At 71.5% G+C, this 24,330-nt stretch carries 22 protein-coding genes; 11 read left to right on the forward strand and 11 right to left on the reverse strand.

The genetic code is table 11. The annotated features are described in order from the left end of the window. Positions 1-221 precede the first annotated feature (221 nt). The gene (locus tag ABT171_RS20285; protein ID WP_351245645.1) at positions 222-2,072 is read left to right on the forward strand and encodes a glycoside hydrolase family 3 protein; all 1,851 of its coding nucleotides are present in this window, start codon (positions 222-224) and stop codon (positions 2,070-2,072) included. A 112-nt stretch (positions 2,073-2,184) separates the two neighbouring features. After that, positions 2,185-2,793: a hypothetical protein gene (locus ABT171_RS20290; RefSeq protein ID WP_351245647.1), complete on the forward strand. Its 609-nt coding sequence runs from the start codon at positions 2,185-2,187 to the stop codon at positions 2,791-2,793. Between the two features lie 8 nt (positions 2,794-2,801). On the opposite strand, the gene ABT171_RS20295 is transcribed toward ABT171_RS20290, so the two are convergent. The 3 genes from ABT171_RS20295 to ABT171_RS20305 all read right to left on the reverse strand — a co-directional run bounded on the left by ABT171_RS20295 (position 2,802) and on the right by ABT171_RS20305 (position 6,123). Continuing rightward, positions 2,802-4,220: a serine protease gene (locus ABT171_RS20295; protein WP_351245649.1), complete on the reverse strand. Its 1,419-nt coding sequence runs from the start codon at positions 4,218-4,220 to the stop codon at positions 2,802-2,804. Positions 4,221-4,375: 155 nt separating this feature from the next. Continuing rightward, the gene (locus ABT171_RS20300; RefSeq protein ID WP_351245651.1) at positions 4,376-5,176 is read right to left on the reverse strand and encodes a sugar phosphate isomerase/epimerase family protein; all 801 of its coding nucleotides are present in this window, start codon (positions 5,174-5,176) and stop codon (positions 4,376-4,378) included. Between the two features lie 17 nt (positions 5,177-5,193). Then, the gene (locus ABT171_RS20305; RefSeq protein ID WP_351245653.1) at positions 5,194-6,123 is read right to left on the reverse strand and encodes a bifunctional helix-turn-helix transcriptional regulator/GNAT family N-acetyltransferase; all 930 of its coding nucleotides are present in this window, start codon (positions 6,121-6,123) and stop codon (positions 5,194-5,196) included. A 344-nt stretch (positions 6,124-6,467) separates the two neighbouring features. On the opposite strand from ABT171_RS20305, the gene ABT171_RS20310 reads away from it, so the two are divergent. Continuing rightward, the gene (locus ABT171_RS20310; RefSeq protein WP_351245655.1) at positions 6,468-6,809 is read left to right on the forward strand and encodes a hypothetical protein; all 342 of its coding nucleotides are present in this window, start codon (positions 6,468-6,470) and stop codon (positions 6,807-6,809) included. 161 nt (positions 6,810-6,970) lie between these two features. Then, positions 6,971-8,206, forward strand: a complete 1,236-nt coding sequence (locus ABT171_RS20315) for an FAD-dependent monooxygenase (protein WP_351245657.1) — start codon at positions 6,971-6,973, stop codon at positions 8,204-8,206. An 18-nt stretch (positions 8,207-8,224) separates the two neighbouring features. Here the strand turns inward: ABT171_RS20315 and ABT171_RS20320 are convergent, their stop codons facing one another. Continuing rightward, positions 8,225-9,274, reverse strand: coding sequence for a LacI family DNA-binding transcriptional regulator (locus tag ABT171_RS20320; RefSeq protein ID WP_351245659.1), 1,050 nt, complete (start codon positions 9,272-9,274; stop codon positions 8,225-8,227). 232 nt (positions 9,275-9,506) lie between these two features. On the opposite strand from ABT171_RS20320, the gene ABT171_RS20325 reads away from it, so the two are divergent. Genes ABT171_RS20325 through ABT171_RS20335 form a run of 3 tightly spaced genes read left to right on the forward strand, consistent with a single transcriptional unit; the run spans position 9,507 to position 12,654 of the window. Continuing rightward, positions 9,507-10,658, forward strand: a complete 1,152-nt coding sequence (locus tag ABT171_RS20325) for a Gfo/Idh/MocA family protein (RefSeq protein ID WP_351245661.1) — start codon at positions 9,507-9,509, stop codon at positions 10,656-10,658. Beyond that, positions 10,655-11,806 carry a dihydrodipicolinate synthase family protein gene (locus tag ABT171_RS20330; protein WP_351245663.1) on the forward strand — a complete coding sequence of 384 codons (1,152 nt, stop codon included), beginning with the start codon at positions 10,655-10,657 and terminating at the stop codon, positions 11,804-11,806. The genes ABT171_RS20325 and ABT171_RS20330 overlap by 4 nt, the downstream gene beginning before the upstream one ends. A gap of 32 nt (positions 11,807-11,838) precedes the next feature. After that, on the forward strand, positions 11,839-12,654 hold the full coding sequence (locus tag ABT171_RS20335; RefSeq protein ID WP_351245665.1) for a sugar phosphate isomerase/epimerase family protein: 816 nt from the start codon (positions 11,839-11,841) through the stop codon (positions 12,652-12,654). Here the strand turns inward: ABT171_RS20335 and ABT171_RS20340 are convergent. Then, positions 12,626-12,853 carry a DUF397 domain-containing protein gene (locus ABT171_RS20340; RefSeq protein ID WP_351245667.1) on the reverse strand — a complete coding sequence of 76 codons (228 nt, stop codon included), beginning with the start codon at positions 12,851-12,853 and terminating at the stop codon, positions 12,626-12,628. The genes ABT171_RS20335 and ABT171_RS20340 overlap by 29 nt on opposite strands. Further along, positions 12,840-13,664: a helix-turn-helix domain-containing protein gene (locus ABT171_RS20345; protein ID WP_351245669.1), complete on the reverse strand. Its 825-nt coding sequence runs from the start codon at positions 13,662-13,664 to the stop codon at positions 12,840-12,842. The genes ABT171_RS20340 and ABT171_RS20345 overlap by 14 nt, the downstream gene beginning before the upstream one ends. 129 nt (positions 13,665-13,793) lie before the next feature. Here ABT171_RS20345 and ABT171_RS20350 point away from each other — a divergent pair, with 129 nt between their 5' ends. Then, complete coding sequence (locus ABT171_RS20350) at positions 13,794-14,012, forward strand: hypothetical protein (RefSeq protein WP_351245671.1); 219 nt, start codon at positions 13,794-13,796, stop codon at positions 14,010-14,012. After that, the gene (locus tag ABT171_RS20355; protein ID WP_351245673.1) at positions 14,009-14,305 is read left to right on the forward strand and encodes a hypothetical protein; all 297 of its coding nucleotides are present in this window, start codon (positions 14,009-14,011) and stop codon (positions 14,303-14,305) included. The genes ABT171_RS20350 and ABT171_RS20355 overlap by 4 nt, the downstream gene beginning before the upstream one ends. A gap of 31 nt (positions 14,306-14,336) precedes the next feature. Here ABT171_RS20355 and ABT171_RS20360 read toward each other — a convergent pair whose 3' ends face one another. Further along, positions 14,337-15,239 carry a ribokinase gene (locus ABT171_RS20360; protein WP_351245675.1) on the reverse strand — a complete coding sequence of 301 codons (903 nt, stop codon included), beginning with the start codon at positions 15,237-15,239 and terminating at the stop codon, positions 14,337-14,339. Between the two features lie 130 nt (positions 15,240-15,369). On the opposite strand from ABT171_RS20360, the gene recD2 reads away from it, so the two are divergent. Both recD2 and ABT171_RS20370 read left to right on the forward strand, forming a co-directional pair. Next, positions 15,370-17,622, forward strand: a complete 2,253-nt coding sequence (gene recD2, locus ABT171_RS20365) for an SF1B family DNA helicase RecD2 (RefSeq protein ID WP_351245677.1) — start codon at positions 15,370-15,372, stop codon at positions 17,620-17,622. A 236-nt stretch (positions 17,623-17,858) separates the two neighbouring features. Continuing rightward, positions 17,859-19,148, forward strand: coding sequence for a citrate synthase (locus ABT171_RS20370; protein WP_351245679.1), 1,290 nt, complete (start codon positions 17,859-17,861; stop codon positions 19,146-19,148). A 604-nt stretch (positions 19,149-19,752) separates the two neighbouring features. On the opposite strand, the gene ABT171_RS20375 is transcribed toward ABT171_RS20370, so the two are convergent. From ABT171_RS20375 to ABT171_RS20390, 4 genes are all read right to left on the reverse strand, one after another. Next, positions 19,753-22,005 (reverse strand): heavy metal translocating P-type ATPase, encoded by a 2,253-nt coding sequence (locus ABT171_RS20375; protein ID WP_351245681.1) that lies wholly within the window; start codon positions 22,003-22,005, stop codon positions 19,753-19,755. Positions 22,006-22,087: 82 nt separating this feature from the next. Further along, on the reverse strand, positions 22,088-22,327 hold the full coding sequence (locus ABT171_RS20380) for a heavy-metal-associated domain-containing protein (protein ID WP_351245683.1): 240 nt from the start codon (positions 22,325-22,327) through the stop codon (positions 22,088-22,090). Between the two features lie 74 nt (positions 22,328-22,401). Next, positions 22,402-23,352 carry a PrsW family intramembrane metalloprotease gene (locus tag ABT171_RS20385; RefSeq protein WP_351245685.1) on the reverse strand — a complete coding sequence of 317 codons (951 nt, stop codon included), beginning with the start codon at positions 23,350-23,352 and terminating at the stop codon, positions 22,402-22,404. Positions 23,353-23,505: 153 nt separating this feature from the next. Then, a complete protein-coding gene (locus tag ABT171_RS20390) occupies positions 23,506-24,180 on the reverse strand; it encodes a TetR/AcrR family transcriptional regulator (RefSeq protein ID WP_351245687.1) in 675 nt (224 codons plus the stop codon). Between the last annotated feature and the right edge of the window lie 150 nt (positions 24,181-24,330).

Genomic DNA, 24,330 nt, shown 5'->3' on the forward strand with positions numbered 1-24,330 from the left:
CCGGGCCGAGCCTCGCTCGGGCCATGACGGCCCCAGCCTCGCCCGCCCCCGGGTCAGGCGCCACCGCGACGGTCCGTCCGGGCTACGGCGCGCCCCCTCTCCTGCGCCGGTGAGGGGCCCTTCTGCGGTTACTGTGCATTCCCTTGACGGAAAGAAACTTCCCGGATATTGGTGACTCCTCGGAAGTTTCCTTCAGCGGTTCTCCTCTGGAAGGAGCGCACGTGCCCGACACCAGCACGGGAAGCGACACCACGGGAAGCACGGGAAACACCGCACGGCCGTCCAGACGCGCCGTCCTCGCCGCCACCGCGGGCCTCACCGCCGCACTGACCGTACCGACGACCGCCCGCGCCGCCGCACCCGGTGACGACCGCCGGCTGCACGCCCTGATCTCCCGGATGACCCTTCAGGAGAAGGTCGGCCAGCTCTTCGTGATGCGGGTCTACGGCCACTCCGCCACCGCCCCCGACCAGGCCGACATCGACGCCAACCTCAAGGAGATCGGCGTCCGCACCGCCGCCGAGCTGATCGCGAAGTACCGGGTCGGCGGGATCATCTACTTCACCTGGGCCCACAACACCCGTGACCCGCGGCAGATCGCGGACCTGTCGAACGGCATCCAGCGGGCCTCGCTGGAGCAGCCGCGCGGGCTGCCGGTGCTCATCGCCACCGACCAGGAGCACGGCGCGGTCTGCCGGGTCGGCAAGCCCGCCACCCTCTTCCCGGGCGCGATGGCCATCGGCGCCGGGGGCTCCCGCTCGGACGCGCACACCCTCGGCCGGATCTCCGGCGCCGAGCTGCGCGCGATGGGCATCAACCAGGACTACTCCCCGGACGCCGACGTCAACGTCAACCCGGCCAACCCGATCATCGGCGTACGGTCGTTCGGCGCCGACCCGGACGCGGTCGCCGCGCTGGTGGCCGCCGAGGTGAGGGGCTATCAGGAGTCCCGGGTCGCGGCCACCGCCAAGCACTTCCCGGGCCACGGCGACACCGCCGTCGACAGCCACACCGGCTTCCCGGTCATCACCCACAGCCGGGACCTGTGGGAGAAACTGGACGCCGTACCGTTCCGGGAGGCGATCGCTGCCGGCATCGACTCCGTCATGACCGCGCACATCCAGTTCCCGGCCCTCGACGACTCCGGCGACCCGGCCACCCTCTCCCACCCGGTCCTCACCGGCATCCTGCGCGGCGAACTCGGCTACGACGGGGTGGTGATCACCGACTCCCTCGGCATGGAGGGCGTCCGCACCAAGTACGGCGACGACCGGGTGCCGGTGCTCGCGCTGAAGGCCGGCGTCGACCAGCTGCTCAACCCGCCGTACCTCGACGTGGCCTGGAACGCCGTACTGAAGGCCGTCCAGGACGGCGAGCTGACCGAGTCCCGGCTGGACGAATCGATCCTGCGCATCCTGCGCCTGAAGGCCCGGCTCGGTCTCCTCGACGACCCGCACACCGACCGGACCCGCATCGAGCGCACGGTGGGCACCGAGGCGCACCTGGCCGCCGCCGACCGGATCGCCGAGCGCACCACCACCCTGCTGGTCAACGAGGACCGCACGCTCCCCCTCGCCCCCCGGACCGGGCGCCGCCTCCTCGTCGTCGGCGCGGACCCGGCCTCCCCCTCCGGCACCACCGGCCCGCCGACCGCCGTGCTGGCGGACGCCCTCACCGAGCTGGGGTTCACCGCCACGGCCCTGTCCACCGGCACCTCGCCGTCCGCCGCGACCATCGCCCAGGCGGTCGCGGCCGCGCGGGACGCGGACGCGGTGATCGTGGCGACGTACAACGTGACGGCGGGCAGTGCCCAGCAGACGCTGGTGGACCACCTGCTGGCCACCGGCGGCCCCCTGGTGGCCCTGGCCGTCCGCAACCCCTACGACGTGGCCCACCTCCCGTCCGTCAAGGCATGCCTGGCGTCCTACGGCTGGACGGACGTCGAGGTGCGGGCCGCCGCACGCGTGATCGCCGGACGCGTGGCGCCGCGCGGCCGGCTGCCGGTGCCGGTGCAGCGGGCCGACGACCCCACGCAGGTGCTGTACCCGATCGGGCACGGGCTGACGTACTAGCCGTACGCCACACACCGGGCGCAATACCCCCAATGGGCGGAAACCCGCCCGCATGTCTGGCGTGGCCAGGCCGCCAAGGGCCACGCTGGACCGGGGTGTCAGGGGGGTTGCCATGCCGGGGAAGGGTGCTTCGGGACTCGCGTGCCTGCTGCTGGCCGCCCTGCTGGCCGGCTGCCGGGCCCCGGCGGGCGCCCCCGTCGGCGACGCCCGCCCCACCCCCGCCGTGACCAGCGGCTACGGCGCCGAGTTCCTCGCGGTCGGCGAGTGCAGCTCCTTCGGCACGACCAGCTTCACCGAGGTGCCCTGCACCAGCGAGCGGGCGGCGGCCAGGGTCGTCGCCCGCTACGACGGCACGGCGAGCGACGGCCCCTCGTGCCCGGCGACGACCGACTTCGTGCTGCACGTCAGCGCCCAGGCCGCGGCCGGCGACGAGGACGGCGACGGCGCCATTCCCCAGGGCTACGCCTGCATGCGCAACCTGGAGCCCCCGCACCCCGGCGACCCCGGCGGCGGGGGCGGCCCGCGCACGATCCCCGGCGACTGCGTGTACACCTCCGGCGAGGGCCAGGTCCGCGAGACGCCCTGCGACGGCTCCGGCGGACACCGGCCCCAGTACCGGATCACCAAGGCGGCGCCGGCCCGCGAGGGCTGCCCGGCGTCGACGGCGTTGTACGTCCAGCTGGGCGGGAGCAGTCCGGTGGGCTGCGCCAGGCGGGTGTGACCCTCTTGCTACGGCCTCAGCGCGGGCTCGCGCTCGGCATCCCGGCCGTCCAGCCCGGCGTCCGGCTTCGCCAACGGCTTGGCCCGGGCGACGTCCGCCGGGGAAACGCCCGCCCACTGCAGGATGCGCTCCGTGGCCAGGGACTTCTGCTCCGGGACCAGACCCGCCACGTTCGCACCGTGGTTCATGCCGGGCGCCGTGAAGACGTACGCGTCCCGCGCACCCGGGCCGAGCCGGAACCGCTCCGAACCCCAGGGGTCGTTCTGGCCGTACACGAAGAGCATGTGCGCGGCGTGGTGCCGGACCCAGGTGTCCACGTCCCGCATCGCGTGCGGCTGGAAGCGCATCGGGATGGAGCGGGGCACCAGGTTGCGCGGCGGCTGGTAGCCGTAGCGGATCAACTTCCGCTCGATGTACGGGAAGTGGATGGTCGGCGCGCCGAGCTGGGTGCCCGCCTGGTAGTAGTACGGCGTGAACTGCGCGAGGCCCTGGTCGGTGTAGGCGGAGAAGCCGGAGATGGTGTCGACCGAGTTCCAGATCTGCTCGTCGCTCGCCGTGGCCGCGTCCGCCGGGACGGTGTCGCAGTCCTTCAGCAGGCTGTACTGCCAGAAGCCCCACACGTAGTCGAGGACGACCGCCTCGTACGCCCTGTCCAGTCCGCCGATGGTGGCGAAGGTGTAGCCCTTGTCGGCGGCGAGGCGCGCGTACCGCTGCTCCAGCGGCTTCCGGCGCACCAACGCCTCCCGCTGCACGGCGTTCAGCCGGTCCCGGCACTCCTTGGTGCCGACGCGGGTGAAGAAGCGGTCGTAGGCGGAGTCCTCGTCGTTGACGACGTCGTTGGGGGCGACGTAGGCCACCACGCCGTCCATGTCACGCGGGTAGAACCGCTCGTAGTACGTCGCCGTCATGCCGCCCTTGGAGCCGCCGGTGGCCAGCCAGTTGCCGCCGTAGACCGGCTTCAGTGCCTCGTAGACCCGGTGCTGGTCGCTGGCCGCCTGCCAGATGTCGAGCTTGGACCAGTCGGCGGGGTCGGGGCGGGACGGAGTGAAGAAGCGGTACTCCAGGGAGACCTGGTTGCCGTCCACGATCTGGGTGGGCTCGCGGCGCGAGGGGGCCGTGGAGACGTTGTAGCCGCTGGTGTAGAAGACCGTCGGCCGGCTGACGTCCTTGTGCAGTACGGTGATCCGCTGCTGGAACGTGCCGCGGTCCGGGTGCCGGTGGTCGATCGGCTGGGTGTAGTCCAGGACGAAGAACCGGTAGCCGGGGTACGGCTTCTCCTCGATCAGGCTCATGCCCGGTATGGACAGCAGCCGGTCCTTGATGTCGGTGGGCCCGGACCGTGCGGCGGTGGCCGCGCCGGCCGCTGTGCCGCTCAGCGTTCCTATGAACACCGTGAGCGCCAGCAGCCATCTGAGCACCTTGCGCATGCGCACTCTCCCCTGGGTGACTGTTGTGAGACACATGTGCGCCGGAAGCTATCGGAGCAACTGGTCCCACGCCAGGGGGAATTGCGCGAGCCACTCGGCCGGACCAGTGCCCCGGCAGGCAACGTTTCAGCGGGCAAACGTTGCCTGCCGGGGCACTAGGCCGCCTCGCCCAGCAGGCGCAGCACATGCTCCCGGCCCGCGGCCAGCAAGCCCGGGAGCGGGGCGGCAGCCTCGTACCACCGCTTCTCGTACTCCCAGCACAGCCACCCGTCCCACCCGTGCCGCAAGAGCACATCCACGCACTCGGTGAGCGGCAACACCCCCGAGCCCAGCGGCAGCGGCACCGTGTCGTCGGCCGACGCGATGTCCTTGACCTGCACATACCCCAGGTGCGGAGCGAGCGCGGCGAATGTGTCGGAGGGCTGTTCGCCGCCCAGCCAGGTGTGCATCACGTCCCACAGGGCGCCGACCTGCCGGTGTCCGACCGGTCCGAGGATCCGGATCGCGGCGGCACCGGTGCGGTGCGAGTCGTGGGTCTCCAGCAGGATCCGGACCCCGAGCGCGGCGGCGTCCTCGGCCGCGGTGCCGAGCCGCCGGGCGGCGAGCGCGTCGGACTCCTCGGCGGGGCGCCCGGGGTCGGCGCCGGGGAAGACCCGGACGAAGGGCGCGCCCAGGTCGTGCGCGAGATGGAGGAGGTCCCGGATCTCCGCCAGCACGGGCGCGTCCGCACCGGGCGCGGCGACGCGCGCGTATCCGGCGAGGCCCAGCACCTCGACCCCGGCCGCCTTGAACAGGGCGGCCGTCTCGGCGCGTTCGGCGGGGGAGAGACCGGGGTGCACCGGCTCCTCCGGGTGGGCGCGCAGTTCGACGCCGTGGTAGCCGTGCGCGGTCGCGAGCGCGAGGACCTCCGGGACGGGCAGACCGGGGACACCGAGAGTGGAGAACGCCAGCTTCATGGGGCGGACCCTACTCGTCATGCGCCCGGTTCGCGCAGATCCAGCCGCCAGTCCTGGCCGATCAGGTCCTTGCCGAAGGAGCGGTGGGGCTTCTCGGCGACGAGGACGAAGCCGTGGCGCTGGTAGAGGCGGCGGGCGCTGCTCAGCACGTCGACGGTCCACAGCGCCACGTCGCGGTAGCCGGCCCCGCGCGCGAAGTCGATCACCGCCCGCACCAGCCGGTCGCCGATGCCGTGCCCGCGCGCCCCGGGCTCGACGAGCAGCAGCCGCAGCCGCGCGGTACCGGGCGCGTCGTCCCGTACGCACATCACACAGCCCACCGGCCGCCCGTCCTGCTCGGCGATCCACACCCGCTCCCGATGCGGGTCGTGGTCCTCGGCGAAGTCGGCGACGATCCGGGCGACCAGCGCCTCGTAGCCGGCGTTCCAGCCGTACTCGGCCGCGTGCAGCGCGGCGTTGCGCTGCACGATCCAGCCGAGGTCCCCCGGGGCCGGTTCACGCAGCTCCGCCTCGCCGCAGCGGGCGCGCCCCTCGCCGAGGAGGTTCCGGATGGTCCGCATGGCCTCCGCGAGCCGCGGCCGGTCGGCCGGGGCCACGGTGTCGAGCAGGGCCCCGACCGTGTCCCGGGCCCGCTCGTCCAGCAGCCCGGCGGCCTCCCGCCCCGGCGCGGTGAGCCGCACCCGCCGCCGGCGCGGATCGCTCTCGGAGGGGCCGCGCTCGATCAGCCCGGCCTCCTCGAACCTGTTCAGGATCCGGCTCAGGTACCCGGCGTCCAGGCCGAGCAGGGTGCGCAGGTCGGCCGCGTCCAGATGGGGGACCTGGGCGAGTTCGTACAGCACGCGGGATTCGGTGAGGGTGTACGGGGCGTAGAGGTGGCGGCCGTGGTCGAGGGCGCCGATGACGCCCGTGTAGAAGCGGTTGAAGGCGCGGACGTCCTGGACGGTCATGTTCGCCCCCGGATGCTTGACTCAGTCAGAGAAGCGGTCCTCCGAGCGTAGACCCGCGGTCCACCTGCGTCCATGGCTGCGGAAACCGCTTGCCCGCACGGCCAGTTGGGTCGGGGCCCCACTTTCCCCCCGCGCCGTGGCTCGCTTTGACTTCGTCGCAGTCTCGTCGTAGTTTAATAACAAACGTCACACATGTCCGTTCTGTACCGGAAGTGACGATCCGCCGCCGGGGCGCAACGCGGGCGGCGGGACGACGCGCGGAGCGACGCGCAGGCTCCGCAGCGCAGGCTGACGGCCCGTCATGGCCGCCGTACATCAACCGCACCCTCGGAGAGGGGTTCATCATGCGCGCGCACACCACCCGCATCAAGAGAGTGGCCATCGCGGTCTGCTCGGCGCCGATCCTGGCCATCGCCGCCGGAGCCGGAGCCGCCACCGCGGCCTCCGCTGCGGCCCCTGACCATGTCGTCGCCTACGACAACCACGGTGGTGGCGGGGGCGGAGACCACGGCGGCGGGGGCGACCACGGTGGCGGGGGCGACCACGGTGGCGGGGGCGACCACGGTGGCGGGGGCGACCACGGTGGCGGGGGCGACCACGGTGGCGGGGGCGACTACGGCGGCGGGGGCGACCACGGAGGAGGAGACCACGGTGGCTGGGGCTGGGGCGATGACGACGACTACTGAGTCGGCCGTCGTGACTGCCGCCCACTGACAGCGACAAAGGATCCGGGTGCCCGGCCCAATGGAGCGCCCGGATCCATGTGACGACATCCGCGGTGTGGCGACGGAGGGGCCCCTCGGCCCCGCGGCCGTGAGGGCGGTGGAACCCGATGAGGATCGTCTGCGTGGGTGGAGGCCCGGCCGGGCTGTACTTCTCGATCTGCGCGAAGCTGCGGGACGCCGGGCACGAGATCACCGTCATCGAGCGCGACCCGCCGCAGGCCACGTACGGCTGGGGCGTCGTGTACTGGAACGACCTGCTGGACATCCTGCACCGCAACGACCCCGAGAGCGCCCGCGCGGTGAGCGCCGGCTCCGTGCTCTGGCAGGACCAGGAGATCCGTCTGCACGGCAGCCGGCACGACGGTACGGCGTACTTCGGGGGCTACGGCTACAGCATGGGCCGTGCGGCCCTGCTGGACGTCCTGACCCGGCGCGCGCGGGCGCTCGGCGTCGACGTCCGGCACGGACAGGGAGCGGAGGACCCGGCCGACCTGCCGGAGGCCGACCTGGTCGTGGCCGCCGACGGCGCGGGCAGCCGGATCCGGCAGAGCCGCGCCGACCACTTCGCCACCCGGATCGAGACCGGCCGGAACCCCTACATATGGCTCGGCACGGACCGGCAGTTCGCCAGCTTCGTGTTCGACTTCGAGGAGACCCCCGCGGGCTGGATCTGGTTCCACGCCTACCCGTCCGTCCAGGGACGCGTCAGCACCTGCATCGTCGAGTGCTCACCGCGGACCTGGCAGGGCCTGGGCCTCGACACCCTCGAACCCGAGGACGCCCTGCCCCTGCTGGAGAAGATCTTCCACCGCGCCCTCGACGGCCACTCCCTGATCAGCAGCTCACGCGGCGCACCGGCGAAGTGGCAGCGGTTCCAGCACCTCAGCAACAGGACGTGGTACGACGACACCGACGGCAGCAACCTCGTCCTCGTCGGCGACGCCGCCCACACCACGCACTTCACGCTGGGCTCCGGGACCCGGCTGGCGATGATCGACGCGATCGTGCTGGCCCACGCCCTCGCCCGGTACCCGGATCCGCGGGTGGCCCTGCGCGAGTACGACCGGCACCGCCGTGCGGAACTGCACCCCGTGCAGGCGGGAGCGCGCTCCAGCATGGCCTGGTTCGAGCAGCTGGACGACTACCTGGACCGCGACCCGGTCTCGTTCGCCTACGCCATGGCGGTGCGCCAGGGCCGCCAGCGCCCCTGGCGCTACCAGGTCCACCTCGCCACCCAGATCGCCGCGGTACGCCGGACCCGGCGGGCCTACGACACCGGAAAGCGCTGGTACCGGGACCGCCGCCGGGGCGAGGCCCCGCTGCCGCTGCTGGGCCGGTCCCTTCCCGCCCGTCAGTGACCCGACCCGGGCGGCACCTCAGGCGCGGGGCACCCCCGTGGACCCCCGCACCATCAACTCCCCCTGCACGGCGGCGACGCCCCCGGGCGGCGGCTCCTCCCGCCCCATGGCGATACGCCCGGCCCGCGCCCCCGCCTCCGCGAGCGGCAGCCGAACGGTCGTCAGCGCGGGCACCGCGTCGATGCCGAACGGCAGGTCGTCGAACCCGGCCACCGACACGTCCTGGGGGATCCGCAGCCCCGACTCCCGCAACGCCGCGCACGCCCCCAGCGCGACGGAGTCGTTCGCGGCGACGACCGCCGTCAGCGACGGATCGCGGCGCAGCAGCTCCACCGTGGCCTCGTAGCCGGACTGCCGGTCGTAGCGCCCGTGCACCGTCCGGCGCGGGTCCTCCTCGATGCCCGCCGCGGCCAGCGCCGCCCGGTGGCCCTCCAGGCGGTGCCGGGTGGTCGTACGCTCCTCGGGGCCCGCGATGTAGCCGAGGCGGCGGTGGCCCAGGCCGAGGAGGTGTTCGGTGAGCCGGCGGGCACCGCCCCGGTTGTCGAAGGTGAGGGCGACGGCGCCGGTGTCGGGCGCCGGCGGCCGCCCGCACAGCACCACCCGGGTCCCGGCCGCCGTGAGCTTGCGCAGCTTCGCCGCGACCGCCGCCGCGTGCGTCGCGTCCTCCACCGCCCCGCCGGTCAGCACCACGGCCGCCGCCCGCTGCCGCTGCAGCAGGGTCAGGTACGTCAGCTCCCGGTCGGGCGAGCCGCCGGTGTTGCAGACCACCGCGAGCCGTTCCCCGCCCGCCCGGCCGCCCCCGACGCCCCCGATCTCGGCCTGGATGGCGCTCGCCATGATGCCGAAGAACGGGTCGGCGATGTCGTTGACGAGAATGCCGACCAGATCGGAGGTGGCGGCGGCGAGGGAGCTCGCCGGGCCGTTGAGGACGTAGTCCAGCTCGTCCACCGCCCGCAGCACCCGTTCGCGCGTGGAGGCTGCCACCGGGTAGTTGCCGTTCAGCACGCGCGACACCGTCGCGGGGGAGACCTGGGCGCGGGCCGCCACATCCGCCAGGGTCACCGTCATGTCGTCGTCCTCCGGTCGCGCATCGTGTCGTACGCCCTCGTAGACAGCCAGGTCCTGCTCCTGGTTCCGGGCGGACGTCCAGCAGACCTTAAAGCCCAGGACCGTTTCTGTTCGCCCCCTCGAACAACTCGAAGGGGACACGGTCTTGTACAGACACGGTCCAGAAGCTAGCTTCGCACCATGTAGAAAGCGCTTGCTCAGCTGGTGTCCATGCGGTGCGAAGGGAACTGACGTGACACGCAAGACGGTGCGTATCGGCATGAACGGCGTGACCGGGCGCATGGGCTACCGCCAGCACCTCGTCCGGTCGATCCTCGCCCTGCGCGAGCAGGGCGGCCTCGATCTCGGCGACGGCACCGTGCTGTGGCCGGAGCCGGTCCTGCTCGGCCGCCGTGAGCACGCCCTGCGGGAGATCGCCGGCCGGCACGGCCTGGAGCACGTGTCCACCGACGTGGACGCCGTCCTCTCCGACCCGGCCGTCGACATCTACTTCGACTCCCAGGTCACCTCCGCCCGCGAGGAGGCGGTCAGGAAGGCGATCGCCGCGGGCAAGCACGTCTACACCGAGAAGCCGACGGCGACGGGACTGGCGGGCGCCCTCGAACTCGCCCGCCTCGCCGGTGAGAAGGGCGTCAGGCACGGTGTCGTCCAGGACAAGATCTTCCTGCCGGGCCTGCGGAAACTGAAGCGGCTGATCGACGGCGGCTTCTTCGGCCGGATCCTCTCCGTCCGCGGCGAGTTCGGCTACTGGGTGTTCGAGGGCGACTGGCAGCCCGCCCAGCGCCCCTCCTGGAACTACCGCACCGAGGACGGCGGCGGCATCGTCGTCGACATGTTCCCGCACTGGGAATACGTCCTGCACGAGCTGTTCGGCCGGGTGACCTCCGTCCAGGCCCTGGCCACCACGCACATCCCGCAGCGCTGGGACGAGGACGGCAAGCCCTACGACGCGACGGCGGACGACGCGGCCTACGGCATCTTCGAGCTGGAGGGCGGTGTCATCGCCCAGATCAACTCCTCCTGGGCCGTGCGGGTCAACCGCGACGAACTGGTCGAGTTCCAGGTCGACGGCACCGAGGGCTCGGCGGTGGCCGGACTCAGGAAGTGCCGGGTGCAGCACAGGTCGGCGACCCCCAGGCCGGTCTGGAACCCGGACGTCCCCGCCACGGAGGCCTTCCGCGACCAGTGGCAGGAGGTACCCGACAACGGGGACTTCGACAACGGCTTCAAGGCCCAGTGGGAGCTGTTCCTCAAGCACGTCCACGCCGACGCGCCGTACCGGTGGGACCTGCTGGCCGGCGCCCGCGGCGTGCAACTCGCCGAACTGGGCCTGAGGTCCTCGGCGGAGGGCCGCCGCATCGACGTACCGGAGATCGCCCTGTGACCATCCGACTGCCGGACTTCCAAGGGGGCTTCCGGACTTACGAGCCCCGCGCCGAACCCCTGGCGGTGACACCGGGCACCCCCTTCACCTCCCGTACGGTGTTCTCGGCGGCCCACGTCGTGGCCGACCCGTACGCGGACACGACCCCCGACTCGCCGGCCGCCGTCGACTGGGACGCCACCCTCGCCTTCCGCCGCCACCTGTGGTCCCACGGACTGGGCGTCGCCGAGGCGATGGACACCGCCCAGCGCGGCATGGGCCTGGACTGGGCGGGCGCGGCCGAGCTGATCCGCCGCAGCGCGGCCGAGGCCCGGTCGGCAGGCGGCCGGATCGCCTGCGGAGCCGGCACCGACCAGATCACGGGCGGTTCCCTGGCGGAGATCCGCGCGGCCTACGAGGAACAGCTCGCGGTGGTGGAGGAGTCGGGCGCCCAGGCGATCCTGATGGCGTCCAGGGCGCTGGCGTCGGCCGCCTCCGGCCCCGAGGACTATCTGGAGGTCTACGGCCCTCTGCTCCGCCAGGCGGCCGAGCCGGTGATCCTGCACTGGCTGGGCCCGATGTTCGACCCGGCGCTGGAGGGCTACTGGGGCTCGGCCGACCCGGACGCGGCGGCGGACGTGTTCCTGGAGGTCATCGCCGCCCACCCGGACAAGGTGGACGGCGTCAAGGTGTCGTTGCTGGACGCGCAGAGGGAGATCGGCCTCCGCCGCCGTCTGCCTCGCGGGGTCCGCTGCTACACCGGCGACGACTTCCACTACCCCGAGCTGATCGCGGGCGACGACCAGGGCTTCAGCCATGCCCTGCTCGGCGTCTTCGACCCCCTGGGCCCGCTGGCGGCCCAGGCCGTACGGGGCCTGGACACGGGCGACACGGCCGGCTTCCGCGCACTGCTCGACCCCACGGTGGAGCTGTCCCGCCACCTCTTCCAGGCCCCGACCCGCTTCTACAAGACGGGCGTGGTCTTCCTGGCCTGGCTGGCGGGCCACCAGAGCCACTTCACGATGGTGGGCGGCCTCCACTCGGCCCGTTCCCTGCCGCACCTCACCCGGGCCTACGAACTCGCCGACGGACTCGGACTGTTCCCGGACCCGGAACTCGCCGAGGAACGGATGAAGAACCTGCTCGCCCTGTACGGAGTCGCCCAGTGAGTGCGGACCTCTCGCGTTTCAGCATCAACCAGATGACGGTGAAGCAGCTGTCGATGCCCGAACTGGTCGACGCCTGCGCGGATTCCGGCGTTCTGGGCGTGGGCCTGTGGCGCGAGCCGGTCCGGGCGTACGGCGTGGAGGAGACGGCCAAGCTGGTCCGCGGGGCGGGCCTGACGGTGACGACACTGTGCCGGGGAGGCTTCTTCACGGCGATCGACCCGCGGGAGCGCGCACGGGCCCTGGCCGACAACCGCCGGGCGATCGAGGAAGCGGCCACGCTCGGCACCGACACGCTGGTCCTGGTCTCGGGCGGCCTCCCGGCCGGCTCGAAGGACCTGCACGGCGCCCGGGAGCGGATCGCGGACGCCCTCGCGGAACTGGGGCCGTACGCCGAGGGCCACGGCGTACGCCTGGCCATCGAGCCCCTGCACCCGATGTACGCGTCCGACCGTTGCGTGGTGTCGACGCTGGCCCAGGCCCTGGACCTCGCCGAACGCTTCCCGGCCCAGCAGGTGGGGGTCGCGGTGGACACCTACCACGTCTGGTGGGACGACCGGGCACCCGCGCAGATCGCCCGCGCGGGGGCGACCGGCCGCATCCACAGCTTCCAGCTCGCCGACTGGGCGACTCCATTGCCGGAGGGCGTATTGACCGGCCGTGCCCAGATCGGCGACGGCGTGATCGATCTACGGGAGTGGAAGGGCCACGTGGAGGCGGCCGGCTACACCGGCCCGATCGAGGTCGAACTCTTCAACGACGCACTCTGGGCCAGGGACGGCCGGGAGGTGCTGGCGGAGACGGCGGCGCGGTTCGCGGAGCTCATGTTCCGACGACGCGGCCGTCCTTGACAGCGGTCACGAAAGACTGCCAGCTGTCCGTGGGGAAGAGCAGGGCCGGGCCGGTTGCGGCCTTGCTGTCGCGGACGGGGACGACGGGGTGGCCGCAGGCGATCTCCACGCAGTCGTCGTTGGTGCCACCGCTGTAGCTGGACTTGTACCACCCCGTGAACGTGGACGAGTCGGAGACGGTGTGTTCATTGCTCGCCATTTGCGTGATCCTCCGCTGCCGCTCTGACGACGGTCAGTGACTCCTGCTGCGACAACGCGTCGCTCAGGGCAAGAGCGTAGGCGGTCTGACTGGCACTCACCAGCGCCGGAGAGTCCATCAAGTTGCCGGTGAGAAAGCCTTCGACGTAGGCCACGGGGGCGGAGTCCTCGAAACTCATGAGCGTGAGGTAGCTCTGCAGGAGCGCGTGTGCTCCGGCACCGTACGAAAGCACGTGAAGCCGCAGTCGCCCTGCCTCGGCCATGTCCGCGATCTTGTGCAGCTGTACGCCCATGGCCTGGGCGCCGCCGACGCGGCGGCGCAGCACGGACTCGTCGAGCAGTGTCCAGATGACCGGCTGCATGGGGCCGTCGAGGATTCGGCGGCGTTTTGTTCGGTTGACGAGGAACTCGTCAAGTTCCTCGGCCGTATAGTTCGGCCGGTAGGCGCGGAAGAGGGCACTCGCGTAGTCCTCGGTCTGGAGTACGCCGGGAATCAGAGACAGTGCGAACTGCTGGATCACCGTGGCCTGTTGCTCAAGCTCGGCCACGGCCGCGAAGTAGTCGTTGTACTTCGACTCCAGGTCCTCCAGCCACCGATAGAAGAACCCGTCTGTCTTGAGGGCCAAGTCGATCCGGCGCGCGTCGTCCGGCTTGGGCAGCCGTCTCCCCGCCTCGTAATGGCTGATCAGTGTGGGTGAGCAGACCACCTGCTCGCCCAGTTCCTCCTGGGTCAGCCCGGCCGCGATCCGCCGCAGCCTCAGTTCCTCCCCGTATTTCTCGCGCGGCGTCCGCGGCCTGCCGTCAATGCCCATCCGGCCAACTCCCGTTCCTGACAAAGGCGCTGTCAAGTCCACGCCTCTGGCAGCGTAGCCACCGCCGACCTCACTCTGTGAGTGATTCACCACAGAACGCAGTCATCCCAGGGTGGAAAGCAGGTCGGCGTGACACATCTCCTGGCCCGGCTGGCCGAGCCGCTGCTGCGGCTCCTCCTGCCCGCGCGTGGGCGACGGCGCCGCAGGCCGGTCGAACCACTCCAGTGCGCCTACGCGTGCCCGTACGTCGGAGGCCGGGCGTCGTACCGCGAGCACGACGCCCCCCTTCGTGGCGAGGACAGTCCGCTCGTCCGCCCGTACCTCGACCAGGTGGAGACCTACGCATGAACGACCGCCTGCTTCCCTGGACCGGCGCGGACGGCAAGCCCTGCTATCTCGTGAGCGACGGCACGGGTCCCGTCTCCCGGCTCGCGGACCAGATCGAGAGCGTGCAGCTGGACATGGCGGACGGTCTGCTGGACCACGCGGCAGAACTCCTCGCCGAGCAGCGGCTGACCGGGGAAGAGCTCCGCTACCTCGCCCGGCGGCTCAGCGAATCCCTGCGGGACGTCAAGCGGGTCGCGGAGAGCAGGGGAGCACGGCTCGGCCGGGGAACGGCGAGCCCGGCGGCGCCGTCCTGAGCGTTCGGGGGCGTTCGAGGATCCCCCTTCTTCACAGGGTGCCGACCTCCTCCGCCGTCGGATACGACTCCTGCGCGCCCCGCTTCGTCACGGCCGCCGCGCCGACCCGGGCCGCGTAGGCCGCGGCCTCGGCGAGAGAGGATCCCGACCCCAGCCGCCAGGCCAGCGCGGCCGTGAACGCGTCGCCCGCACCCGTGGTGTCCACCGCGTCCACCTTCACCGACCCGACCCGCGTCACCCCGGAGCCGTCGCACACCAGCGCCCCCTGCGCGCCCAGCGTCACCACCACCGAGCGCGGGCCCCTGGCCAGCAGCAGCCGCGCCCAGTCCGCCGGGTCCTCGCTCACACAGGCCTCGCCGAGGATCACCCGGGCCTCGTGCTCGTTGACGATCAGCGGATCGCAGGCCGCGAGCACCTCCGTGGGCAGGGGCCGGGGCGGGGAGGGGTTCAGCACGAAGCGGCTGTCCGGGGACAGCTGCCGTACGACCTCCACGACCGTCTCCAGCGGGACCTCCAGCTGCGCCGACACCACCCGCGAGGCCAGGAACAGGCTCACCGCCGCCCGGACGTCCGCCGGGGCGAGCCGGGCGTTGGCACCCGGCGACACCACGATGCTGTTGTCCCCCGACGGGTCCACGGTGATCAGCGCCACCCCCGTCGGCGCCCCGCCCACCAGCACACCGACCGTGTCGACGCCGGCCGCGCGCAGGGAGTCCAGGAGCAGCCGGCCGTGGCCGTCGTCTCCGACCCGGGCCAGCAGTGCCGTACCCGCGCCGAGCCGGGCCGCGGCGACCGCCTGGTTGGCGCCCTTGCCGCCCGGGTGGACGGCCAGGTCACCGCCGAGCACCGTCTCTCCGGCGGCCGGCCGCCGCTCGACGCCGATCACCAGGTCGGCGTTGGCCGACCCCACCACCAGCAGGTCGTAGTCGTACATCCCTTGACTCCCCACTCCCCGATCGGTGACCGGATGACGTCAGCCGCGGAAACCGGCGGCCCCACCTTCTTGCACTGAGTATCCGTACGGTCCAGGAGCCCCTGTCAGACCCCGCCGGTACTGTCGGATCATGGCTCAACAGGCGGGGACCCAGGCCGGCGAGCGGCGGCTCGCCGTTGTCGAGGGCGTGCTGGAGAGGATCACGTACGCCAATGAGGAGAACGGATACACCGTCGCCCGGGTGGACACGGGGAGAGGCGCCGGTGATCTCCTCACGGTCGTCGGTGCGCTGCTCGGAGCCCAGGTGGGGGAGTCCCTGCGGATGGAGGGCCGCTGGGGGTCGCACCCGCAGTACGGCAAGCAGTTCCAGGTCGAGAACTACACGACGGTCCTGCCCGCCACCGTCCAGGGCATCCGGCGCTACCTGGGATCCGGGCTGGTCAAGGGCATCGGACCGGTCTTCGCCGACCGGATCACGCAGCACTTCGGGCTGGACACGCTGCGGATCATCGAGGAGGAGCCCAAGCGGCTGATCGAGGTGCCCGGCCTCGGGCCCAAGCGGACCAAGAAGATCGCCGACGCCTGGGAGGAGCAGAAGGCGATCAAGGAGGTCATGCTCTTCCTCCAGACCGTCGAGGTGTCCACGTCCATCGCCGTGCGGATCTACAAGAAGTACGGCGACGCGTCGATCCAGGTCGTGAAGGAACAGCCGTACCGCCTGGCCGCCGACGTCTGGGGCATCGGCTTCCTGACCGCCGACAAGATCGCCCAGTCCGTCGGCATCCCGCACGACAGCCCGGAGCGGGTGAAGGCCGGGCTGCAGTACGCCTTGTCCCAGTCCGCCGACCAGGGGCACTGCTTCCTGCCCGAGGAGCGGCTGATCTCGGACGCGGTGAAGCTGCTCGCCGTCGACACCGGGCTCGTCATCGAGTGCCTCGCCGAGCTGGCCGAACCCCCGGAGGACGGCGGCGATCCCGGCGTCGTACGGGAGAAGGTGCCCGGACCGGACGGTGCCGCCGACGAGCCGGTCACCGCCGTCTACCTCGTCCCCTTCCACCGCGCCGAGCTGTCCCTCTCCTCCCAGCTGCTGCGCCTCCTGCGGACCGACCAGGACCGGATGCCCGCCTTCCGGGAGGTGGACTGGGAGAAGGCCCTCGGCTGGCTGAAGGGCCGTACCGGCGCCGAGCTCGCCCCCGAGCAGGAAGCCGCCGTCAGGCTCGCGCTCAGCGAGAAGGTCGCCGTGCTCACCGGCGGGCCGGGCTGCGGCAAGTCCTTCACCGTCCGCTCGATCGTCGAGCTGGCCCGGGCCAAGCGGGCCAAGGTGCTGCTCGCCGCCCCGACCGGGCGTGCCGCCAAGCGGCTGGCCGAGCTGACCGGAGCCGAGGCCTCCACCGTGCACCGGCTGCTGGAACTGAAGCCGGGCGGGGACGCGGCGTACGACCGGGACCGGCCGCTCGACGCGGACCTCGTCGTCGTGGACGAGGCCTCCATGCTGGACCTCCTTCTCGCCAACAAGCTGGTCAAGGCCGTGCCGCCGGGTGCTCACCTGCTCTTCGTCGGCGATGTGGACCAGCTGCCCAGCGTCGGCGCCGGTGAAGTCCTCAGAGACCTCCTCGCCGACGGCAGCCCCGTCCCCGCCGTCCGGCTCACCCGGGTCTTCCGGCAGGCCCAGCAGTCCGGTGTCGTCACCAACGCGCACCGGATCAACGCCGGGCAGCATCCGCTCACCGACGGGATGAAGGACTTCTTCCTCTTCGTCGAGGACGACACCGAGGAGGCCGGGCGGCTCACCGTGGACGTGGCCGCGCGGCGGATTCCGGCCAAGTTCGGGCTGGACCCCCGCCGGGATGTGCAGGTGCTCGCGCCGATGCACCGGGGGCCGGCCGGGGCCGGAGTGCTCAACGGACTGCTGCAGCAGGCCATCACGCCGGGGCGGCCCGATGTGCCGGAGAAGCGGTTCGGGGGCCGGGTGTTCCGCGTCGGCGACAAGGTGACCCAGATTCGCAACAATTACGAGAAAGGGAAGAACGGTGTCTTCAACGGCACCGTCGGCGTCGTCACCTCGCTCGACCCGGTCGACCAGCGCCTGACGGTGCTGACGGACGAGGACGAGGAGGTTCCGTACGAATTCGACGAACTGGACGAACTGGCGCATGCGTACGCGGTGACCATCCACCGTTCGCAGGGGAGTGAATATCCCGCTGTGGTGATTCCCGTCACGACGGGGGCGTGGATGATGCTCCAGCGGAATCTGCTCTACACGGCGGTCACCCGGGCCAAGCGGCTGGTCGTCCTCGTCGGTTCACGCAAGGCGATCGGACAGGCGGTGCGCACGGTGTCGGCCGGACGGCGCTGTACGGCCCTCGACTTCAGGCTCGCGTAACCCGCTCGTACGGCGGGCGGGCGGCATCACAAAAAATGATCGATCAAATGAGTCGTGAAGGTCACAGAGCACTTCCAGATGCCGTTCGGAGGGGGCAGGATGAGCAGGTTGGCGGCACTGAGTGCCGCCGATAGGCCCAATGGTCGACCCCGAGTGCACTCTCCTGAGCCAAATGGGGGATGGTAGAGACAGTCAGGGCACCTCGAAGATGAGGCACTACGTCGGTGAGGGAAGACGTGAGCGACAACTCTGTAGTACTGCGGTACGGCGACGGCGAGTACACCTACCCGGTGGTCGACAGCACCGTCGGCGACAAGGGCTTCGACATCGGGAAGCTCCGCGCCCAGACGGGTCTGGTGACTCTGGACAGCGGTTACGGCAACACGGCCGCCTACAAATCCGCGGTCACCTACCTCGACGGCGAGGCGGGCATCCTCCGCTACCGCGGCTACCCCATCGAGCAGCTGGCCGAGCGCTCCACCTTCCTGGAGGTGGCGTACCTGCTGATCAACGGTGAGCTGCCCACCGTCGACGAGCTGACGACGTTCAAGAACGACATCACGCGGCACACGCTGCTGCACGAGGACGTCAAGAACTTCTACAAGGGCTTCCCGCGCGACGCCCACCCGATGGCCATGCTGTCCTCGGTCGTCTCGGCGCTGTCCACCTTCTACCAGGACAGCCACAACCCGTTCGACGAGAAGCAGCGCGACCTCTCCACGATCCGGCTGCTCGCGAAGCTGCCGACGATCGCGGCGTACGCGTACAAGAAGTCGATCGGCCACCCGTTCGTCTACCCGCGCAACGACCTCGGCTACGTCGAGAACTTCCTGCGCATGACCTTCTCGGTCCCGGCGCAGGAGTTCGAGCTGGACCCGGTCGTCGTCGCGGCGCTGGACAAGCTGCTGATCCTGCACGCCGACCACGAGCAGAACTGTTCGACCTCGACGGTCCGCCTGGTCGGCTCGTCGCAGGCCAACATGTTCGCGTCGATCTCGGCCGGCATCAGCGCGCTGTGGGGCCCGCTGCACGGCGGTGCCAACCAGTCCGTGCTGGAGATGCTGGAGGGCATCCGCGACTCCGGCTCCGACGTCGACACCTTCATCCGCAAGGTGAAGAACAAGGAGGACGGCGTCCGCCTGATGGGCTTCGGCCACCGGGTCTACAAGAACTTCGACCCGCGCGCCAAGATCATCAAGGCCGCCGCGCACGACGTGCTCTCCGCGCTGGGCAAGGAGGACGAGCTCCTCGACATCGCCCTGAAGCTGGAGGAGCACGCGCTGTCCGACGACTACTTCGTCGAGCGCAAGCTGTACCCGAACGTGGACTTCTACACCGGTCTGATCTACCGGGCCATGGGCTTCCCGACCGAGATGTTCACGGTCCTGTTCGCCCTCGGCCGCCTGCCGGGCTGGATCGCCCAGTGGACCGAGATGATCAAGGAGCCGGGTTCGCGCATCGGCCGCCCGCGCCAGATCTACACGGGCGTGGAGCTCCGCGACTTCGTGCCGGTCGAGGAGCGCTGACCCCTGCCGGTGAGGGGCGCCGCTTCGGTGGTGCCCCTTGTGGCGACACGCGACAAGCGACAAGTGACAAGCGGAAGGCGCCCTGGCGCCGGTCCCCCCACGGGCCGACGACCAGGGCGCCTTCCCATGTCCCGGTGCGGATTCCCCCCACGGGATCCGGCCGGGCGCTCGGAGAGGACAGCGCCTGAATCGCTGTCTGCGGGCAGGATGACAAAACTCGTCCTGCCCCCAGTGATGTGGTGCGATCTGCCGGGACAACGCACGTGGGAGGGCCGCTCAAAGCTTCCCGGTGTGCGTGCCCCGGCAACGCATCTCTGAGGAAGTCCCCCAAGACATCCCCAGATGCCGACTGACGCCCCCCAAGACGCCGAACCGACATCGTCAACTTAGACCTTCGAACCCCTTCGATGGTTACGTTCGCATCACTGTGATCTGCGTCTCTTGCATATGTCCTTTAGGTACGCAAGAGCCCCGATACGACGATCGAGGCCCAAGCGTAAGGATGATGCGCGAGCCTTGTGAAGAGCTTATGTGAGGCTCGCGTCGGACTCTAGAGGGTGTCTTGCTTCGGCTATCGGCGAACCGCCGGTAACCCCGCCGTACTTCAGCGGAACCGGCGCAGCCGCAGACTGTTGGTCACCACGAAGACCGAGGAGAAGGCCATCGCCGCACCGGCGATCATCGGGTTGAGCAGCCCCGCGGCGGCCAGCGGCAGCGCGGCCACGTTGTAGCCGAAGGCCCACACCAGGTTGCCCTTGATGGTGGCCAGCGTCCGCCGGGACAGCCGGATGGCGTCGGCGGCCACCCGCAGGTCGCCGCGCACCAGCGTCAGATCGCCGGCCTCGATCGCCGCGTCCGTGCCGGTGCCCATGGCCAGGCCCAGGTCGGCGGTGGCGAGCGCGGCCGCGTCGTTGACGCCGTCGCCGACCATCGCCACGGTCCGCCCCTCGCGCCGCAGCCGTCGTACGACGTCCACCTTGTCCTCGGGCAGCACCTCGGCGAACACGTCCCCCGGGTCGATGCCGACGGTGCGCGCGACCGCCTCGGCGACCGTGCGGTTGTCCCCGGTGAGCAGCACCGGCCGCAGGCCCAGCGCGCGCAGCTGCCGTACCGCCTCGGCGCTAGTCTCCTTGACCGCGTCCGCGACGGCCAGCACCCCGCGGGCCCGTCCGTCCCAGCCGGCCACGACGGCCGTACGGCCCTCCTGCTCGGCCTCGTGTGCCGCGCGGGCCAGCTCCGGTGGCAGCTCGTCGTACAGGCGCCCCACGGCCACCTCACGGCCGTCCACGCGCCCGCGTACGCCCCGCCCGGGGACGTTCTCGAAGTGCTGGACCTCGGGGAGCCGTCCGGCCCGCTCCTCGGCGCCCGCGGCGATCGCGCGGGCGACGGGGTGCTCGGAGGCGTCTTCCAGGGCACCGGCGAGCCGCAGCAGCTCCTTCTCGTCCTCGCCGTCCGCGACGTGGACCGCCTGCAGCGTCATCCGGCCGGTGGTGACGGTGCCGGTCTTGTCGAGGACGACCGTGTCGACGCGGCGCGTGGACTCCAGGACCTCGGGGCCCTTGATGAGGATGCCGAGCTGGGCGCCGCGGCCGGTGCCGACCATCAGCGCGGTCGGCGTGGCGAGGCCCAGCGCGCAGGGGCAGGCGATGATCAGGACGGCGACGGCGGCGGTGAACGCGGCGACCGTGTCACCGGTGACGGCCAGCCAGACGCCGAAGGTGCCGAGCGCGATGAGGATGACCACGGGCACGAAGACGGCGGAGACCCGGTCGGCGAGCCGCTGCACCTCGGCCTTGCCGTTCTGCGCGTCCTCGACCAGTTTCGCCATCCGGGCGAGCTGGGTGTCGGCGCCGACCCGGGTGGCCTCGACGACCAGCCGGCCGCCCGCGTTGACCGTGGCGCCGGTGACCCGGTCGCCGGGTGCCACGTCCACCGGCACCGACTCGCCGGTCAGCATGGACGCGTCGACGGCGGAGACGCCCTCGACCACCGTGCCGTCCGTGGCGATCTTCTCGCCGGGCCGGACGACGAACCGGTCGCCGACGGCCAGGGACGACACCGGGACTCGCACCTCGCGGCCCTCCCGCAGTACCGCCACGTCCTTGGCGCCCAGCTCCATCAGGGCCTTCAGGGCCGCCCCGGCGCGCCGCTTGGAGCGGGCCTCCAGATAGCGGCCGAGCAGGATCAGCGCGACGACTCCGGCGGCGACCTCCAGGTAGATGGTGGAGGTCCCGTCCGTACGGGAGACGGTGAAGCGGAACGCGTCGTGCATGCCGGGCATGCCCGCGTCGCCGAAGAACAGCGCCCACAGCGACCAGCCGAACGCGGCCAGCGTGCCGACCGAGACCAGGGTGTCCATGGTGGCGGCGCCGTGCCGGGCGTTGGTCCAGGCGGCCCGGTGGAAGGGGGCGCCGCCCCAGACGACGACGGGTGCCGCGAGGGTCAGGGAGAGCCACTGCCAGTTGTCGAACTGCAGCGCCGGGACCATCGCGAGCAGGACCACGGGCGCGGCGAGCAGCGCGGAGACGAGCAGGCGGTGGCGCACGGCGCCGAGTTCGGGGTCCTGTCCGGGGTGTTCCGGTGCCGCCTCGGGTGCGGGTTCGGGCGGTGCGGGCTCCTCGGCGGTGTACCCCGTCTTCTCCACGGTGGCGATCAGGTCGGCCACCTGGACGCCCTCGCCGAAGGCGATCTTCGCCTTCTCGGTGGCGAAGTTGACGGTGGCGCTGACGCCCTCCATCCGGTTGAGCTTCTTCTCCACCCGGGCGGCGCAGGACGCGCAGGTCATCCCGCCGATGAGCAGCTCGACCTCGGAGGCCGTACCCGTGGCTATGGCTGTCTCTGCGGTGGTGCTGGTCATGTCCGGACTCCAGACATCGGACCGGGCCGTACGGATCCAGTATCAGCTGGTCGGCGCGGCCCGGTCGGGGAAGGGGTGGTGTTCAGGCCTTGCCTGCCAGCTCGAAGCCGGCCTCGTCCACGGCGGCGCGCACGGCCTCGTCGTCCAGCGGGGCGTCGGAGACGACGGTCACCTCGCCGGTCGACGCGACGGCCTTCACCGAGCTGACGCCGGGGATCTGGGAGATCTCGCCGGAGACGGAGCCCTCGCAGTGGCCGCAGCTCATGCCGGTCACCTTGTAGACGGTGGTGACGGAGGCCGGGGTGTCGGTGTGGGCGGTCATGTCGTTACTCCTCGTCGAGGTGTGTGGGGCCGGTGGGGTTCACGGGGGAGCCCCACGCTCTCCACACTATACCCCTAGGGGGTATTTCTCCAAGGTGTGTCCCGGCGAGCCAGCGAGCGCGCCCACCCGACGCCCGCCAGGGCCACCAGGGCCAGTCCGCCGACCGAGAACAGGGTGAAGAGGTGCTCCTGCCCGGGGCTCGGCCGGACGAGGTACCCCTGGGTGAACAGCCGCCCCTGTATGCCGGTGCCCGTCAGCCGGGCGGCCATCCAGATCGCGATGCCCTGCGTGGAGTCCCACAGCGTGTGCAGCAGGGAGACGCCCAGGACGGTGCCGGCCATCGGCGTGGCGAACCGGAAGCGTCCGGTCAGGCGGCGCCGGGACAGCAGTACGCCGCCGGCGATCGCGGTCCACAGGCCGTGCCCGAGGGGGGCGAGCACCCCGCGCAGGAACTCCGTCTCCAGCAGTGCGCGCAGTTCGATGCCTTCGGCGGAGACGGCCGCGGTGAAGGCGTATCCGACGCTCTCCAGGGCCGCGAAGCCGAAGCCGACGGCCGCGCCGAGCACGAGTCCGGCGCGCAGTCCGCGGATGCCCGGCTGCCCGCGCAGCACCAGCACCAGTGCCGCGAGCTTGGCCGCCTCCTCGGTCAGGCCGGCCCCGGCGAACATCCCGAAGGAGGGGCGCAGCAGATACGACCCCGTCAGCGAGGCCCCGAGCGCGCCGAGGGCCCCGCCGGCCAGGAAGCAGCCGAGGACCGCGCTGACGCCCAGGTCGCGGCCGTGCCGCTCGTACGCCCACAGCACGAAGGCGACCGGTACGAGAAAGCCGCCGAGCAGGATCAGCGTCGGCAGCGGCGCGCCGTTCCGCGTCTCGTAGGTGACCCACGCGGTCAGCGCCCACAGGGCGAACCCGCCGCCGAGGCAGCGCCGCCACAGGCCGGCGGGAATGCGCGGGTACGGCGGTGGCGGCTGCTGGGGGCCGGGTATGCGGGCCTTGGGCGCGCCGGGAGGCGGGGAGTGGCTCACGGGAGTTCCCTCGGACAGCTGCTGGGCGATTTATCCGCACTCTAGGCAGATGTGCCGGGTGTCGCAGTCCGGGTGATTCCCGGGTTCACCCCTCCGGGAGGGCTTCCGGGGCCCGCCCTGGCCGCACCGCGTCCGGTCGCACCGGATCCGGCGTCATGCGCGGGCCGGCCGGTCGCCCACCAGCGGTTCCAGATAGCGGATCAGGACGTCCTTGATCTCCTGGACGTAGGCCGCCCGCTCGGCGCCCGCGTGGGCGAGGACCAGCTCCAGGCCGGCCTTGTAGACACCGAGGCAGACATGCGCCGTGCGGGTGACGTCGGCCGGGGTGGCGCCGGGCATGAGCGAGGCGAGCAGGCCCTCGATCCGGCCGAGCACGGTGGTGTGCAGCTGGTCGTGCTGCTCGGCCATCCGGCCCGGGATGTCGGGGCCGTGCATCAGGGCGAAGAAGACCGGGTGCTCGGTGTTGAAGGTGATGAACCGGTCGATGGCGGACCCGATGGCCTGCTCCAGCGGGGTGGCCGGGTCGACGGGGCCCAGCGCCTCGCCGTAGGCCGCCCGCATCTCGTGCACGAGCCGGTCGCCCAGCTCGATCGCGATCGCCTCCTTGTTCGGGAAGAACTGGTAGAGCGTGCCCGGCGAAACGCCGGCCTCGCGGGCGATGGCGTTGGTGCTGGCGGCGGTGTACCCGGTGGTGCAGAAGACCCGGGCGGCCGCTTCGAGCAGCTGGGCGATACGGCGCTCCCCGCGGGCCTGCCGACGACGGGGCTGCTCCTTCTCCCGCGGCTGCCCCGCCTCCTGCGACTGCTCCTTCTCAGAGGTGTCGGACACGCGTTATCCCCAGCTCTCCCAAGGTCATTGACAAACGCGAGTGGTCGCTCGCATTCTTGAGAAACGCGAGCGATGTCTCGTGTTTGCCAGTTTATGGCAACGACTCCTCCGTGCCGCCGTCCGTGCGGGCACGGTTCGTGGTGAAGGGGA

The organism is Streptomyces sp. NPDC001851 (genome assembly GCF_040297165.1).
Classification (GTDB): Bacteria; Actinomycetota; Actinomycetes; order Streptomycetales; family Streptomycetaceae; genus Streptomyces.